Origin of the sequence: Ferdinandcohnia jepli (assembly GCF_047246645.1) — a bacterium.
In the GTDB taxonomy this organism is placed as follows: Bacteria; Bacillota; Bacilli; order Bacillales; family Bacillaceae_L; genus Ferdinandcohnia.
This window is the reverse complement of sequence record NZ_JBFOKR010000015.1, coordinates 113955-130720: the sequence shown is the minus strand read 5'-3', so window position 1 is coordinate 130720 and position 16766 is coordinate 113955. Positions and strand designations below refer to the sequence as shown.

Below are 16766 nucleotides of genomic sequence, written 5' to 3'. Positions count from 1 at the left end.
AGAGGTGTTCTAATCGCCCGAGAATTGGAAAGAGAAGGAATCTCGGTCGATAAGAGGTGTTCTAATCGCCCGAGAATTGGAGAGAGAAGGAATCTCGATTGATGAGAGGTATTCTAATCGCCCGAGAAGTGGAGAGTGGAGGGATGTTGGTCGATAAGAATAGTTCTATCAGCCATTCAACCAGTAGAGGTCGTCCCGAAAGTCACATAGCAACATATGGTAGACAAAATAGGAAGCTGAGTTCATAAAAACAATATATCTCCTTTTATTATAAATACCATCCAAAATCAATCTTTCACAAAAATGACATCACAACTGTTTGAAAACACAGAAAATATTTCATATAATTTAAAAGAGTCGAAATATTTAGTTTGCAGTTTTACGAAAAATGCGCATTTAGTAATCTATAAGGGGGATTTGGGAAATGTACGTACCACTACTGTTATCTCAATTTTTAGATCGGGCCGTTAAGTTGTATGGGGAGAAAACGGCGCTAATCGATGATGAAAAAAGCTTTACGTATGCAGAAGTAAATGAGAGAAAGAATCGGCTTTCTAGAGGGCTTCAGCATTTAGGAGTTTCCAAGGGTGACCGAGTGGCTTATCTTGCACCGAATACCTCAGAGATGTTTGAAGGCTTCTATGGTGTTTTTCAAATAGGGGCCGTTATTGTACCGCTTAACACCCGCTTAATTCCTACGGATTATTCGTACATATTGAATCACAGTGAAACGAAAAATTTTATTTGTTGATCATGAATTATTGTCTAATATCGAACCGATCCGTGATCAATTAACGACGGTTGAGAAGATTATTGTTCATGGACAAATGGGGGATTCTGAATGGACGATTTCTTATGAAGATTGGTTATCCCGATTTGAAAAAGATCCTATAGAACGCCCTAATATGGATGAAAAGGATATTGCGACACTTCTTTATACGAGCGGCACGACCGGAAAACCAAAGGGAGTTATGCTTTCTCATCGTAGTAATTATCTTCATGCTCTTACAACTATGCACCACTTGCGCGTGTCTGACCGTGACACACTTCTTCATATCCTTCCTATGTTTCATGTGAATGGTTGGGGTTCTCCATTTTACTATACAGCTAACGGTGCTACTCAAGTTTGTCTACGAAGAGTGCGTCCAGATGAAATTTTCCGCAAGATTGACAAATACAAGGTTACCGTCATGCATATGGCACCAACTGTTCTTAATAGTTTGTTGCAGCACGCTGGTACAAACGGATTTACTAAGCAGGGCCAAGATATTCGAATTGTAATAGCCGGATCAGCTCCACCACCAGCGTTCGTAAAGCGGGTTGAAGAAGAATTGAATTGGGAGTTCATACAGGTTTATGGGATGACAGAAGCAGCACCTCTCATAACAACCTCAATTATTCGTGACACTCAAAATAATCTTTCTAAGGATGAAAAATATCGTCTGAAAGCGAAAGCGGGTTATGAATTTATCGGTAGTGACGTTCGGGTTGTAAACGAATTTGGAGATGATGTTGCGCAAGATGGAAAAGAGATCGGTGAAGTCATTGTTCGAAGTAACACAGTTATGGAAGGATACTTAAACAACCGTGAAGGAACTGATGAAGTCATTCGTGATGGGTATTATCATACGGGTGATATGGCGGTTGTCGATGAAGAGGGAAATATAGAAATTGCTGATCGTAAAAAAGACATAATAATTAGTGGCGGTGAAAATATCTCTTCAATTGAAGTAGAAGGAGTTTTATACGATCACCCGGCTGTTCTTGAAGTTGCTGTTATTTCAGTTCCTCATGAAAAATGGGGAGAGACTCCTCAGGCGATAGTAGTTGTTCGTGATGGACATGAGGTTACTGAAGACGAACTAATCGCATTTTCTCGTAGCAGGCTTGCTCATTTTAAGGCACCAACGAAAATAGTCTTTACAAATGAATTACCTAAAACAGCTTCAGGAAAGATACAGAAAGTACATTTGCGAAAAGAGTACTGGGAAGGAAAAGAGAAATTTGTAAATTAAATAAAAAAATTGTTGCTATCATTCACCTGCTATCAATGTTGTTTGAAGTGGAACTAAATCGAAAACATCTATAGGATGAGAGGAAAACAGTATCTTTCCAATTGAGATTGTTACTGTTTTCCTTTTTTATGGGTATAGAAAAAACAGCTTAGACAAAAATAGTAGTGTATAAAACATGAAAACTAACACAATTTATGTTGAAAAAGTAGGGGAATATCATGGAACTGATAAAACCGATTAATGTAACGTCTGGAAAACTTAATAAAGATCAGCGTTTGACATCTGCTGAAATGGCTAAGCTTTGGTCTACCTATATGGGAAACAGTATGTCAAATCGGATACTAAGTTATTACCTTAAGCATGTTGAAGATAAAGATATTAAAATACTTTTAGAGAACGGTTATAACCTCACTGTTGATTTTATGAATCGGATTAAAGACATTTTTACAAAGGAAAAGTTCCCTATTCCTGTTGGATTTACTGAGGATGATGTCTATCTAAAAGCACCTAGATTATTTGAAGACGAATTTTACGTGCATTATTTAAAATACGCAGCAAAAGCAGGTCTAAGTTTATATGCAGTAGCAATTCCTCTGGTAATGCGGGACGACATTAGAGAACTGTTTTCACATTGTAATAAGTATACTGAATTGTTCATACAGCAGATAAATCTTGTATTAATGAATAAAGGGTTTATCATAAAACCTCCAGAAATACCTGTTCCCGAAAACGTTAATTTTGTACATAAGCAAAAATTCTTGAATGGTTTCTTTGGAGAGATACGACCTTTACATGCAATGGAAATTACCCACCTTTATGATAATATGGAGAATAATACGACGAGTAAGGCGTTACTAATAGGATTTAGTCAAGTAGCGAGAAATAGTAATGTTCGTGAGTTTTTACATAGAGGCATTAAGATAACAGATAAGGAAATACAAATGTATCAAAAAAAGCTACAAAATGAAAATTTACCTGCACCATCTTTATTAGATCATTTAGTAACAACTTCAAATGCCTCTCCTTTTTCTGATAAGATTATGTTGTTTCACAAGGTTGATATGTTCAACATAAAAATCAGACATTTTGGAAATTCAATGTCACTTAATGGGCGAAGAGACATTGGTCTCATGTATGCTCAGTCGATTAGTGATGTTGCCAGATATGCGGAGGATGGTGCGAATATTCTAATAGATAATGGTTGGATGGAGCGGCCACCATCTGCGGTAGACCGTGAAAATATTTCCTCAGAATAAGGTGAAACAGTCCTTGAAGTGATTGAGAAATATCATAATAATTGGAGTATGAATTAGTAAGAAATTCATACTCCATTTTTATTGATTTAATTTAGCATGGCTATTGACTATATAACCATTTATATTATCTATTCTTAATTTATGCATTGAATTGAAATACTTTTTTATTGTAAAACGATACGAGCTGCATTAAACTTAATTATGAAATTAAGTGAGCTGCTTTAAAAGGATGATTAAAAAAGTTTTATATATTTTATTAGTATCACAAATACTTTTCTTTCTACTTTTCTTTAGTACAATACGGGCAAGATTACCTGAGTCAGTTCCAGCAAAATTAAGTATATTAATTGCATGTATAGGTTTAATCACTTCTGTCGTTTTCTATTAGTAAAGGACATAAATCAAAATTGGTATGCTAGTTTTAATAGGGTCATTTTTGATATTTCTTATGTTTATATTTGCAATGTTTTTATCAGGAATGTAAGAGTCTATTGTTCTGAACTTACAAAGAAGGACTGTTGAATAAGGGGAACAATGATATCTTTAATTTTTGTATTATTTAGTACATTTAAATAAATCTCTCTGGAGTATTAGTTTGAAGGTGACAAAATGAATGAAAATTAAAATAAAAGCAATATTATTATTTCTATTAGTTGCTTCTCTCGTTAAAGTAAAGTTAGTCTACTATCCTAGCCTGAGTAGTGTTTCCTTAACAGGACATCAAAAAGTTTATGAAATAACATCCCCAGATCACAAATATAAACTCAACGTTTATTTATACGGAGGAGTGTTAGTAAAGTCTGATTACAGCTACATAGGGGAATTGGAGGAAGTAACTACTTCTAAGAAAAAGAATGTTCTATGGTTTAAACCAGACTTGGGTGAAGTTCGTTGGATTGACCACAATACTTTGCTAGTAGATGATAAGAAAATTAATGTTGAAAAAAATACATATGACTTTAGATGGGATTGAGACAGAAGTTGAAAAAAATAATGTGAAAAATAATCTAGAAATGTGTGTCATGTTAATGAGTACAGATTAGGCACCATTTTGTTGCACTAGCTATTTGAGGGGATAAATATGGAGAAATATGAGGTAAAGCAAATCAACAATCTGTTGAATTTTGATTTGGATATTATAGTAAATCAAAGTAAGCAAGAGGGTTTTCGTTTTGTAGAAAGATTAATAAATGATTATAGAAACGGCAGTAATACTTTTGACCATTGCGGAGAAGGTTTATTTGGTGTGTTTAATGAAGAAGGTGTACTTGTTGCTATTGGTGGTTTAAATAAAGACCCATTTTCAAATGGACAATATATTGGCAGGGTGAGAAGGTTTTATGTTTGTGAAGAGTATAGGAGAAAAGGTATAGGAAGCCTTTTGGTAAAAAGGCTCATGGATGAAGCGAAAAGACATTATAAAGTTTTAGTGCTTAATACAGATACTGAACAAGGTGATAAATTTTATTCTTCACTCGGATTTACAAAGGGGAATCTTTATCCAAATTCAAGTCACTTTATGGAGTTTACAGGCTAAAGAAAAGTTGGGGAATGAGGACGTAAAACATAAAAGTATGAAAAAGAGGATATGATGTAATGAAATTAAATGGGGAATTTACCAGGCAGGATTGGCCGGATACTTTGGTTTAGGTGTAGATAAAGTTTCGACAGAGGGTATTTTGTGGAAAAAGACTAGGGGAATGTAAAATCCTAGTCTTTTTGATTTGCTTTTAATTATGCAGTTGGGTTTAAGAAGAAAATTAGCAATAGAAAGGAAGAATCCATATTGTCTACAGATAGGGTACCAATGTAAAAAAGGTAAGCACACTAGGCTTACCTTTTACATCAATGAGAATTAGACATGTTTCTTTGAATATTCATGATTACGCAATTGCAGGTACGCGTAATAGGCGACCTAGCATTTGTGTTAATCTTCTGCTATAGATAGCGACTTTTACAATGAAATAAAACAACGCTGGGAATAGACGAAATAGAATATTCAAAGTTATCCCTCCACATTGATTTTTTATGCTGAGCGTATGGCTCTGCATATAAGTATTGTTAGCTAATTGTTGAAAAATCATGAGTAGATGTTGAGAAAAGAATAGTATATTGGCCTCAATTTGGATAAGAAAAGTATATTTTATTTAAAATAATGTAAACTATTGGGAGTGAGAAGCACAAGCAATTTGGAGGTCCCCATTTATGACTGATATGAAGAGACATGTTCGCTTAACCTCAACGGAAATCGCAAACCTATGGTCTCAATATGTGAATGATAGCATGTCTGTATGCCTTTTAACTCATTTTATAAAATACTGTGAAGACCAAGAAATAAAATCAGTTCTCGAATATGCGTTAGATTTAGCAAATTCGCATATCAAAAGTATATCGAGATTTCTCAAAGAAGAAAATTACCCAATACCAGTTGGTTTTTCTATGGAAGATGTAAATCTAGAGGCTCCGCCATTGTTTTCTGATAAGTTTTTACTTATATATATGCACATCATGTCCATTCACGGGTTAGTTGGTTATACTGGTGCTTTAACTACTTGTATTCGTGATGATCAGGTCGAATATTTTTCAAAATGCCATCAAGAAACGATAGAACTGTACAGAAAAGCGTTAACTATCCTGTTGGAAAAAGGAATCTTAACAAGACCGCCACATCTAAATGCTCCTGAAAGAGCAGATTTTGTGCAAAAGCAGAGCTTTTTAACAGGATGGTTTGGCGATAGAAGACCTTTAAATGCAATTGAAGTAAGCGGGATTTTCTTTAATATGCAGAAGAATATTGTTAAGATTGTATTAGAAATCGGATTTGCTCAAGTAGTACATTCTAAAGAAATTAAGGAGTATCTACAAAGAGGAGAACAGCTTTGTGATAAGCATTTTGATACTCTTGGAATATTAATGTCTGAGAGTAATTTACCATCACCGCCTAAACATGATGCTGAGGTTACTAATTCAACAGTTGCTCCTTTTTCTGATAAATTAATGCTCTTCCAAATTATTAGTTTAATATCAACCGCCTCTGGTTATTACGGTGCCGCGTTTTCTTTATCTCAAAGAAGAGATCTTGGCGTGAAATACGCGATGATGATAGCTGAGATCGCTAAATATGCAGAAGACGGTGTTAATATCATGATAAATAACGGATGGTTGGAACAGCCACCTACCTTCGATGATCGAAAAAAACTAGCAGATCAAAAATAAAGACCTTTTAACAAGGTCTTTTTTAGTTGACTTACCAGTACAAAACAGGAAAAATATAGATATTGGACATTTCAATGTTAAAGCACAGTTGGGAGTGGACTCATTGAAACGAAACAAAGACCATTTTCGTGGGTGTATGCTTGGAGGAGCAATTGGCGATGCGCTGGGATGGCCAGTGGAATTTATGCATTATGATGAAATTGTTAGTACCTATGGAATCGATGGCATAAAGGATTTTTCATTTTCAAAGAATAAGCCTGCCGAGATAACCGATGATACACAAATGACACTTTTTACTGCCGAAGGGATTTTGCGTGCTAAAACACGTGGACATCTAAAAGGTATTTGTCATCCACCAAGTGTAGGCTATTATGCCTATCAACGTTGGCTATATACCCAAGGACATTCAAAAAATGAACAGTTTGATTGGATATATGATGGATATTTACTTCAAGTTCAAGAGCTTTTTCATCAACGGGCACCTGGGAACACGTGCTTATCTGCTTTAGTAAGTGAAACGCAAGGAACAATTGATAGGCCAATTAACAATAGTAAGGGCTGTGGTGGCGTAATGCGAGTTGCGCCGGCCGGGCTAGTGTATCATAGTAAACGTGCATTTGAATATGCAACTGAATTTGCTGCATTAACTCATGGGCATCCTTCTGGCTATTTAGCGGCAGGTACGTTAGCATATATGATAGCCAAGATTATTGAAGGTTCTGATCTTAATGAAGCTTGTTTTGCAGCTGTAAATGAGTTAGAAAAACATGATGGACATGAGGAGTGCAGTTCATTATTACATAAAGCTATCTTTCTTTCTAAAAATGAAAGAGATCCTTTAGTAGCGATTCCACAGCTTGGTGAGGGATGGGTTGCTGAGGAAGCTTTAGCCATTTCAATTTATTGTTCATTAGTCAATGAAACTGACTTTGAAAAAGCAGTCATCCATGCTGTAAATCACGATGGCGACAGTGACAGTACCGGTGCTATAACAGGAAATATTCTTGGTGCGTATTTAGGAGTAAGTCGGATTCCTCCTCAATGGCAAGATGCAGTCGAGCTAAATGATGTAATAACGAATGTTGCAGATGATCTTTTAACTGGATTTGAGGATAGTGAAGAATGGATGAAAAAATACCCTGGATATTAGGTATTTTTTCCATCATCACTGGAATGCTAGAAGATAGGAAACACTATTAATTGGGAGGAATTAACATGGAAAAGGTAGTAGTAGGAGAAGTTTTTTCAATTAGTGATGAAACTGGTGAAGAGCAAGAGGTTGAGGTTCTTGGAGTTGCAACAATTGAAGGAATTGATTATGCAGCTGTAGGTTTCTTGGATGATCTTGAAACAGAAAGTGAAGACGATATTGATATCTTCTTCCTGAAAATCGATGATGAAGGCGATTTTTCAGCGATAGAAAGCGATGAGGAATTTGAAAAAGTATCAGCCGTATTTGATGAAATTTTTGAAGCAGAAGATGAAGAATAAGTTAATATAAACAGGCAGCTGTTTAAAGAGTTCGAACAGAGAAAAATCTGTATCGAACTTTTTTTGTCTTACTAGTGACTAAGTTTAATTTATTGCATATGAAAATAAAATATGGTCTAATGTAAACATGTTTTTATACTGAAATGTATAAAAGACAATTTATACAAGAGGCGAATCAACATGACAATAGTAGAGGGAATACTATCAATTCAGCGTGAAAAGGGCTCTGAAGTAATATTGTTAGATGATCAACCTCTATCAAAAATGTTCAATCATGTAAGCGGAGTGGACATATTGTTTACTATAAGCAGTGAGCCAGATATATTTTATTCAGTTTCAGGTATTGCTGACGTTTTTTATTTTGAGGGCATTCAGCAATCTAATAAAGGGATAAAATATGTGAATGACTTTTTCATAGATGATTTTGATGTGATAGAGGTCTTAGAAAAACTTGAGGGAAAGAGAGTTAAGCTGTCTTTACAAGTAAATCAAGTTTAATATACTCGGGGAGGTGAAGCAGCTATGGGAATTGTAGTCGTAGAAATTTGTGATGGAAGTTTAATTAATGAGTTACCGTTAGAAGAGATACTTGAAGCAGAGTATCCAGAGGTTGCAGTTATTGAGAGTAGCTGCTTATCCTTCTGCGGTATGTGTGCAAAAAGGCCTTATGCAATTGTAAATGGAAAACGAATTTTTGCTAAGACATCTGAAGAATGTCTCGTTTTAATAAAAGAGCATATTGAGACTGAATTGGCTCTGTATGCTTAACATGGATAGGGGTATTTACATGTCAACGTTTAAGAGAAGTGTGAAGGATCATTGGTATGTACAATATGAGGAAGTGGGGTTTCCTTCTATACAAAAGGGGTGGATTCTTCCTGTTAATCGATGGGCTGACTTTGACCCGTTTATTTTAATGGCCGAAGATTGGTTTAAAAGAGGGACTTTTTCAGACCATCCTCACAGAGGGTTCCAAACCGTAACATACGTTGTTGATGGTAGATTAGAGCACATTGATAATGCTGGTGGAAGAGATATCCTTGAACCAGGAGATGTTCAATATATGAATGCTGGTTGGGCAGCAAGACATGCCGAAGAAGGTGTTGAGAATGATATTGCTCATACCTTGCAATTATGGCTGAATTTGCCTAGCCACTTAAAAAACAGCGAAACTACTTATCAAAATATCTATTCGGAGGATGCTCCTATTGTCGAATTTGATGGAGGTTCAGTGAAAGTTTTTTCTGGTGAAATTGCTGGTGTAACTGGGCCTATGAACTCACTTGTACCTATCACTCTTTCAGAAATAAATCTATCTGAAGGAGCAACCTATGTGCATCAATTGCCTGAAACTCATAATGCTTTCTTTTATGTGCTATCAGGTGATATGGATTTTGGAGAGAACAAAGTGAATTTGAAAAAGCATGGTGTTGGTACATTAACATTTGAGGAAAATGGAAACAAGGACAATGAAAGTGAATTTGTGATAAAAGCCAATAAACGACGTTCTAAGGTACTGGTTTATTCAGGTACACCGATAAAAGAAGAAATCGTGCCATATGGTCCTTTCGTTATGAACACAATGGATGAAATTAGACAGGCATACCGTGATTTTCATAATGGAAAGTTTGGTCCTCCAGCCGTTTAAGACTATATATAAAAGGTAATCGCTCTGACTTTAAAATCAGAGCGTTTTTTTGAGGTGAAAATTAGTACTGATTACTTTTTATGATAGTCCTCTTTGTTGCAATCACCTTACTAAAACATCTAGTAGGAATAGATAAGCCGGTCTTGGTCAAGATAGTTGATAATAGGGTGAATATTAACATTGGAGGATTTTAGAATGAAGCTTGTAGGAATATCAGGTTCAGTGATTGGTTCAAAAACCTCAAAAGCGGTTCATGAAGTGTTAGTAGCAGCAAAAGCAAGTGATCCCTCACTTGAAACAGAATTACTTGACCTTAGAGAATATGAAGTTGAACTAGTGAATGGGAGCCCTTTAAGCTACTATAATAATGACACAATTAGGGTTGTAAATTCGATATTGTCTGCAGACTTTCTTGTTGTCGGTACCCCAATTTACCAAGCATCGATATCAGGTGTACTTAAAAATTTGTTGGATCATCTACCGGTAGATTCGTTAAAAGGTAAGGTGACGGGAATGATTTCTACAGGTGGTACAATAAAGCATTTTCTTGTACCAGAATTTCATTTAAAACCGATTCTATCTTATCTCAAGGGTACTGTTCCAGTTACATCCGTTTTTGTACATAATGACAATTTTAATGACGATAATGAGATAGATGTTGAAGTGAGGGCAAGGATAAGGAAATTAGCTGAAGAAATGATTTTTCTTCAGAAAAGTTTAATTGAAAGAACATAATAATAAACAATCCGGTAAAAGTAGATTGACACTTTTACCGGATTTTTCATGTGCATTCGTTTTCTGTTATGCTACACTTAAATTACAGAATATTACAAAATGATATATAGAATCTAATAAATAGAAATTTAAAATAGGGGAAATAGAAAAATGAATAACAATTTAACACAAAACAAAAAAAGCTGGGATACTGTAGCACATCATTTTAATGGAAAAGATGCTTTGCCAAGTTACGGTCCCTTTACACAAAGTGAAGACGAATTGCAATTATTTGGAGAGATAAAAGATAAAAAGGTGTTAGAAATCGGTATTGGAAGTGGGCATTCATTACTATACATGGCAGAAAAAGGGGCTAGTGAGCTTTGGGGTGTCGATTTGTCTCAGGCCCAAATAGAGACAGCAAAAAATACACTGCGGGATTATCAGCCTAATTTAAATTGTGCTCCAATGGAAATGGATATAGGCTTGCCTAAAGAATACTTTGATTATGTGTATTCAATCTATGCGATTGGGTGGACAACGGATTTGGATATAACTTTTAGATTAATCTATTCTTATTTAAAAAAGGGTGGATCATTCATTTTTAGTTGGGACCATCCATTGTATTCACATATAACATCCAAAGGAGGAACTATTACACTTGAGGGATCCTATCAAGAGGAAGGACCGGCAACATTAGAAAACTTTAAAGAAGATCATGTAACAATGGTTTTACATAAGCGGAAAATGGCAACGTTTCTAAATGGTTTACTATCTGCAGGCTTCACGATTCAGACTGTAATCGAAAGTGATGTTCCAGAAGATGTAAAGCATATCGATCCAGAGATATCCGATCGATATTATTCATTATATAAAGCAAAGAAGTTCCCAACTACGATGATTATTAAAGCGGTAAAAGGTTAATAGTGTAATAGAGTGGGAGGGAAGTATGGCTGATTGAAAGTGAGTGGAACAAGTCGACTTCTAGGCGGCAAAATAGAAGGAAATTGTAAAAGTATTTTTTTATAGGAAGTGATAAAAAATGTATGAACTCTTACTATTGTTATCAGCTTTAATGATGATTATTAGTGGATATCAGTTTTATCGTTTCAAGAAACAATTTAAAGAGGAAACTAGCAAACTAGAAACCCGGAAACTCTCTAAGGCATTTGTTAATCGGTGGACAAGAAAAATAAAGCAATGGACAACGGTGTTTGTAGTGAGCTGCATAATAAGTTTGATAGTAATATTTATAAAAGTAATTTGATTCCCGTTGAACTACCTAGAACGAACAGATGTGGAAAGGAGAGAACAAGATGGCTTTTGTAGTAACAATTGCTTTACTGGCTTTAGCAGTTTTTATTGGGTATAAGCTAACTGCTGCTAAGACGAAGAAGCGCAAGCGAATTGTTTGGGGAGTAATTACAATGCTAGTCTTTTCACCATTGGTTTCTTGGTTAGTAAGTATTGCGTATGCGACGATCGTGGAAAGTGGTTGGGCTGGTATTGCTCTAATGATGTTATTGTTACCTCTTATCTTTTTAATTGGTTTAGTAATCCTCTTAATTGGCATTTTCAAGAAAGAATAGTAGAAAGGAATGTATATGGCGAAAAAATGTAATAAATGGTCTTTTTATTTTTGTTTACTATTCTTATTTCTAACAGTGCATTTAGCATATACGTACTTTAATCAAAAGTGGATTGTAGCGCCACCTTCTTATATTTTATTTCTGTTGGCTATACTAACCTTTGTTTTCGGTTTGATTGGGATTCCTGATAAGACAAATGGCTGGTCAATCATAAGAAGTTGGATTACCGGTATTTTTTCAGCATTATTATCCTTTGTTCTCTTTTTCTCAATGTTTAGTTATGTACTGATTTCTGAAGATCACATACTAAGCACGAAATCTCCTGATAAAAAGTATAAAATTCATTTATACTTAACGAATGGAGGAGCAACAACTGCATTCGGTGTTTTAGGAAAACTGGATGGTCCGTTATGGTTTACAAAAACTATTTACAATGATTATCGGATGGATCAAGCTGAAATAAAATGGATTGATAATCATACTATTTCAATAAACAATCACATATTGAATTTAAAAGAAGGAGATACCTTTTCAGATTAATAGTCGGTCTGAGGAGGTATTTTCATTTTCTTAATCTAATAGATTATAAATAGAAAGGATTTTAATGAATAACCAGTTTAAAAGGGGGTCATTACATTTGATTATAGATTGCCATTTTCATGTGGATGAAACGATGTTAACACTAGAAAAGATGATAGAAGAGATGGACAAACACGGTGTCTCAAAAACGGCACTGATTTCACCTATGAATGAAACAATGTTTGAAGTGGAAAGTATTTACCAGCATAATTTACAATGTCTGTTTCGGTTTCTTATTTTACAAGCACCTTCTATAGGTCTACAAATATACAATGGGCTTGTAAAGAATGGGTATCTCAACCTTTATGGAAACAACTATCAAATTTTTTCAAAGCCAAGAAATGATTTAGTTGAAAATGCTATTAAGAGATTTCCAAACCGTTTTTTAGGCTGGGCTGCTTACAATCCAACTATTACTGAATCGTTGGAGGAAATTGAACTGTATCTTTCTATGCCCGGTTTTATTGGAGTAAAGGCACATCCTTTTATGCACCAATATAAAATTGAAAAACTGGCCTCTGTTGCAGCACTCTGTGAGTCGAAAAAGGTACCAATGATTATCCACCTTTCTTCTGAAAAAGACTCCTACAAATACTTACCAGAACATTTCCCAAATCTTAATATTATCTATGCACATGCAGGGCTTCCATTTTGGAAAAAGTTGTGGCCTTATATTTCTGATAAACAAAATGTATACGTAGACACTTCAAGTGATTATCTGACACCAGTGATAGTTAAAAGAGCAGTTGAGTCCTTGGGGTACCGGAAAATTCTCTATGGCTGTGATGGTCCGTACGGGATGACAAAATGTAATGAATATGATTATGGAGCAAAGAAAAATTGGATAGAAATACTGCCAATTTCTGATAAAGAAAAAGAGTATATTCTTGGGAAGAATTTTCTTGGTTTGATTGAATAGCTAGGCTTTATTGGGCGGGTATGTAAAGGACTATGACATTTATCTCAGACTACCCGCCACCAATAGATTCAACATGCTTACCTTTTCTTCTTTTTAGGATCTAAAGTAAGTTTGTTTTTTGACTTTGTTTCGAGTGATACCAGGATGTGATAATTCCGTTCATCAATATTTGTTACATCTGAAACCTGACCTTTTCGGCCCTTAATTTTAATATCCTGACCAACGGATGGCACGTTTTGCACAAACTGTGTTAAAACAAGATTTTTATTTTCATAGTAATGAACAAAATACATAATTAGCTCACCTTTCATCACGGGATGTATTTTCTAACAATAGGTATATGAGATTCAATCGATTTGGTCACAAAAAATATGTAAAAAATATTTTCCCAAGTATTTGAAACTAAAGTTTTGCACATACGTATTAATTATCATAGAAAGGGTGTGGGTGTGATGAACAAGTACTCCATTTCGGAATTTATTAAAAATACAGCCCAAGAGGATAAGGGGGAAGGATATTTCGAGTTAGAGACTCCGAGAATGCTAGAAGTGAATCTTAATGGGCAGGTATGGGCTAAAGCAGGGTCAATGATTGCGTATAACGGTAGAATTAAATTTGAACGGGAAGGCATCTTAGACCAGGGACTTGGTGGATTATTTAAAAAGGCGTTGACTGGAGAAGGAGCTTCTCTTATGAGAGCCAATGGAAACGGTAAATTATATCTCGCTGACTCAGGTAAAAAAGTAATTATTCTTCATTTACAAAATGAGTCTATCTACGTAAACGGAAATGATCTTCTAGCCTTTGAGCCTTCAATAAAACATGATATTAAACTTATGAAACGTGTAGCGGGTATGATGGCTGGAGGATTGTTTAATGTCCGGTGTGAAGGAACTGGCTTAGTTGCGATTACAACTCATTATGAACCTCTGACACTCAGAGTAACACCTAGTCAACCAGTTATTACAGACCCAAATGCAACAGTTGCCTGGTCTGGAAACCTTCAACCAGAATTTCAAACTGATATTTCACTTAAGACCTTTATTGGCAGAGGGAGTGGGGAATCCATCCAAATGAGATTTGAAGGGGAAGGATTTGTAATCGTTCAACCATTTGAAGAAGTGTATATGCAAAATACAAGTAGTTAATTTAAATCAGCCTGGTTAGTCGTTATGAGAATCAGGCTATCTCTTTTTAAAAAAATAATTGAAAATGCTATAGTCTTTTGAGATGATTGGTTGCAGTTAGTTGTTTAGGAGTGATCAAGTGGAAGAGTTTATTATATTACTAAAATATGCTTTTTTAGGCGCAATACAAGGATTTACTGAACCAATTCCGATCTCATCAAGTGGTCATTTAGTATTGGTCCAAGAATTGTTTGGTATACATATACCTGGAAATGATTTTAGCTTTGAGATTTTAATGAATTTCGCATCATTATTAGCAGTCCTGCTTATTTACAGAACCGATTTAGTTCGCTTAGTTCTAAATGGCGGAAGCTACATCACAAAGCGGGAAAAAGAACATAAAGATGATTTTTTGTTCATTGTCTATTTAGTGATTGGTACGATTCCAGCTGGCGTAATTGGTATATTATTTGAAGACCAGATTTCAGAGCATTTTAGAGGGATAGCTCCAATCGGTGGAGCATTACTAGTGACAGGTTTCGCGCTATGGCTCATTCGAAATCTTAAAGGCAGAAAAAGCGATAAAAACCTTTCGTTCAAAGATGCAATAATTGTTGGTTTGGCACAAGCTGTGGCGTTAATCCCTGGGATTAGTCGATCTGGTGCTACAATTGTAGCTGCAATGGGCATCGGAATGAAGCGTGAAACAGCATTGCGTTTCTCATTTTTACTTTATATCCCAGTCAGTTTAGGTTCAATTATCCTTAAGATAGGTGATATTCAGTTTGGAGACCTTCTTATACCATATATAGTCGCATTTTTATTATCGCTTGTCTTATCATACTTTTCTCTTAAATGGTTTATGGGGATCATGGAGAGAGGAAATTTAAAATACTTTGCTTATTACTGTTTTGCTGTAGGGTTGTTTGTATTATTATTTTTATAAGAAGTTGTAGAGGAGAGGAAATAGGTGAGGACTATATTAAACAAAGTTGGAGCAATTTTTATTCCAGTCAGTGATATAGAAAAAGCACGTGAATGGTATTGTTCAATTTTAGAATTAGAGCCGACATATGAAATCATACAAGGTCATCTTTGCTGCATACCTCTAGATAATAATGGCTTAAACATCGTATTAGATAGTAAAATTTATACACCAGATTCATATGCCCGTACACCTATGTTTCATCTTAACACTGATGATATACATAAAGCCTTTCATTTTATGAAGGAAAAAGGTGTAGAGATTGTTACCGATATCGAGCATGGACATTTTTTCAACTTTAAGGACCCTGATGGAAACATGTTAATGATATGTAAAGTAGATTAATTGGTACTTTGCTGTGGGACTTTTAAACGTTATGAGTTAGGTTATAATTTGAGATAAAAATAGCAATTGAAAAATCAGTTGCTATTTTTTCTATTTAATCATCTGTTAAAAATAGGGTTTTTATTTAAATAGTAAAAATATTCATATATAATACATTGTAAAAAATCTTATATTCAAGAGACAATATCAGAAAGGGAAGAATAGAATGGAAAACTTTTATCTGTTTGTCCTTATGAGCATTTTTCTCATTATTTTACCTGGTCCCGATACTGCCATTGCTACAAAAAATACTCTTACTGTTGGAAGAAGTGGAGGTATTAAAACGGCGTTAGGTACTTGTTGTGCTATTCTCATCCATACTTCTGCTGCTGTATTTGGACTTTCAGCAATCATAGTTAAATCAGCATTATTATTTTCTGTCTTCAAATACGTCGGTGCTGTTTACTTAATTTATCTGGGTGTTAAAACATTTTGGTCTTTGAGGAAAAAAGAAGAAACAACAAGCATTGAAATGACCACAAAAAATCAGTTTGAAAACACCTCTTGTTTTAAACAAGGGTTTCTTACCAATATCCTAAATCCAAAAGTAGCTGTCTTTTTCTTAACCTTTCTACCTCAATTCGTGACCTCTGAAAGTAATACCTTTCTACCTTTTCTTATAATGGGTATTACGTATACTGTATTGACGGCCATCTGGTTTATACTGTATGTCTACTTAATCAATCAGATTAGTGCGTTTATGAAAAAACCTAAAACACGAAATATTATTGAAGGAATTACAGGTGGCATATTAATCGGTTTCGGCATAAAACTAGCCCTAGAAAAGTCACATAATTAGGTTAGGTGTATATAAAAATAGACCCTTGATATTCACAAATCGAA

General features: G+C 35.0%; 19 protein-coding genes and 1 pseudogene. 19 read left to right on the top strand and 1 reads right to left on the bottom strand.

Annotated features, from left to right (window positions below; genetic code table 11):
- The first annotated feature begins 424 nt into the window (after positions 1-424).
- From AB3M96_RS16905 to AB3M96_RS16835, 15 genes and pseudogenes are all read left to right on the top strand, one after another.
- Positions 425-2015, top strand: a pseudogene (locus tag AB3M96_RS16905) (long-chain-fatty-acid--CoA ligase).
- Positions 2016-2233: 218 nt separating this feature from the next.
- Positions 2234-3271: a DUF3231 family protein gene (locus AB3M96_RS16900; protein WP_412968810.1), complete on the top strand. Its 1038-nt coding sequence runs from the start codon at positions 2234-2236 to the stop codon at positions 3269-3271.
- 613 nt (positions 3272-3884) lie between these two features.
- Positions 3885-4244 (top strand): DUF5412 family protein, encoded by a 360-nt coding sequence (locus AB3M96_RS16895; protein WP_412968809.1) that lies wholly within the window; start codon positions 3885-3887, stop codon positions 4242-4244.
- A 108-nt stretch (positions 4245-4352) separates the two neighbouring features.
- Complete coding sequence (locus tag AB3M96_RS16890) at positions 4353-4808, top strand: GNAT family N-acetyltransferase (protein ID WP_412968808.1); 456 nt, start codon at positions 4353-4355, stop codon at positions 4806-4808.
- A gap of 668 nt (positions 4809-5476) precedes the next feature.
- Positions 5477-6487: a DUF3231 family protein gene (locus AB3M96_RS16885; RefSeq protein WP_412968807.1), complete on the top strand. Its 1011-nt coding sequence runs from the start codon at positions 5477-5479 to the stop codon at positions 6485-6487.
- A 103-nt stretch (positions 6488-6590) separates the two neighbouring features.
- Entirely contained in the window at positions 6591-7637 is a 1047-nt protein-coding gene (locus AB3M96_RS16880) for an ADP-ribosylglycohydrolase family protein (RefSeq protein WP_412968806.1), read from the top strand.
- Positions 7638-7696: 59 nt separating this feature from the next.
- The gene (locus tag AB3M96_RS16875; protein ID WP_412968849.1) at positions 7697-7978 is read left to right on the top strand and encodes a DUF1292 domain-containing protein; all 282 of its coding nucleotides are present in this window, start codon (positions 7697-7699) and stop codon (positions 7976-7978) included.
- A 180-nt stretch (positions 7979-8158) separates the two neighbouring features.
- The gene (locus AB3M96_RS16870) at positions 8159-8476 is read left to right on the top strand and encodes a hypothetical protein (RefSeq protein ID WP_412968805.1); all 318 of its coding nucleotides are present in this window, start codon (positions 8159-8161) and stop codon (positions 8474-8476) included.
- Between the two features lie 24 nt (positions 8477-8500).
- A complete protein-coding gene (locus AB3M96_RS16865; protein ID WP_412968804.1) occupies positions 8501-8746 on the top strand; it encodes a YuzB family protein in 246 nt (81 codons plus the stop codon).
- A 19-nt stretch (positions 8747-8765) separates the two neighbouring features.
- Entirely contained in the window at positions 8766-9626 is an 861-nt protein-coding gene (locus tag AB3M96_RS16860; RefSeq protein WP_412968803.1) for a pirin family protein, read from the top strand.
- Positions 9627-9821: 195 nt separating this feature from the next.
- Positions 9822-10361: an NADPH-dependent FMN reductase gene (locus AB3M96_RS16855; protein WP_412968802.1), complete on the top strand. Its 540-nt coding sequence runs from the start codon at positions 9822-9824 to the stop codon at positions 10359-10361.
- Positions 10362-10511: 150 nt separating this feature from the next.
- Positions 10512-11264 (top strand): class I SAM-dependent methyltransferase, encoded by a 753-nt coding sequence (locus tag AB3M96_RS16850; RefSeq protein ID WP_412968801.1) that lies wholly within the window; start codon positions 10512-10514, stop codon positions 11262-11264.
- Between the two features lie 392 nt (positions 11265-11656).
- Positions 11657-11929, top strand: a complete 273-nt coding sequence (locus tag AB3M96_RS16845; protein ID WP_412968800.1) for a hypothetical protein — start codon at positions 11657-11659, stop codon at positions 11927-11929.
- Between the two features lie 15 nt (positions 11930-11944).
- Positions 11945-12469 (top strand): DUF5412 family protein, encoded by a 525-nt coding sequence (locus AB3M96_RS16840; RefSeq protein WP_412968799.1) that lies wholly within the window; start codon positions 11945-11947, stop codon positions 12467-12469.
- A 97-nt stretch (positions 12470-12566) separates the two neighbouring features.
- Positions 12567-13427 carry an amidohydrolase family protein gene (locus AB3M96_RS16835; RefSeq protein ID WP_412968798.1) on the top strand — a complete coding sequence of 287 codons (861 nt, stop codon included), beginning with the start codon at positions 12567-12569 and terminating at the stop codon, positions 13425-13427.
- Positions 13428-13504: 77 nt separating this feature from the next.
- Here the strand turns inward: AB3M96_RS16835 and AB3M96_RS16830 are convergent, their stop codons facing one another.
- Entirely contained in the window at positions 13505-13720 is a 216-nt protein-coding gene (locus AB3M96_RS16830; protein ID WP_412968797.1) for a hypothetical protein, read from the bottom strand.
- A 159-nt stretch (positions 13721-13879) separates the two neighbouring features.
- On the opposite strand from AB3M96_RS16830, the gene AB3M96_RS16825 reads away from it, so the two are divergent.
- The 4 genes from AB3M96_RS16825 to AB3M96_RS16810 all read left to right on the top strand — a co-directional run bounded on the left by AB3M96_RS16825 (position 13880) and on the right by AB3M96_RS16810 (position 16722).
- Positions 13880-14575, top strand: coding sequence for an AIM24 family protein (locus tag AB3M96_RS16825; protein WP_412968796.1), 696 nt, complete (start codon positions 13880-13882; stop codon positions 14573-14575).
- Positions 14576-14693: 118 nt separating this feature from the next.
- Positions 14694-15500 (top strand): undecaprenyl-diphosphate phosphatase, encoded by an 807-nt coding sequence (locus AB3M96_RS16820; RefSeq protein WP_412968795.1) that lies wholly within the window; start codon positions 14694-14696, stop codon positions 15498-15500.
- A 24-nt stretch (positions 15501-15524) separates the two neighbouring features.
- Positions 15525-15884, top strand: coding sequence for a VOC family protein (locus AB3M96_RS16815; RefSeq protein WP_412968794.1), 360 nt, complete (start codon positions 15525-15527; stop codon positions 15882-15884).
- A 205-nt stretch (positions 15885-16089) separates the two neighbouring features.
- A complete protein-coding gene (locus AB3M96_RS16810; RefSeq protein ID WP_412968793.1) occupies positions 16090-16722 on the top strand; it encodes a LysE family translocator in 633 nt (210 codons plus the stop codon).
- Positions 16723-16766: the final 44 nt, after the last annotated feature.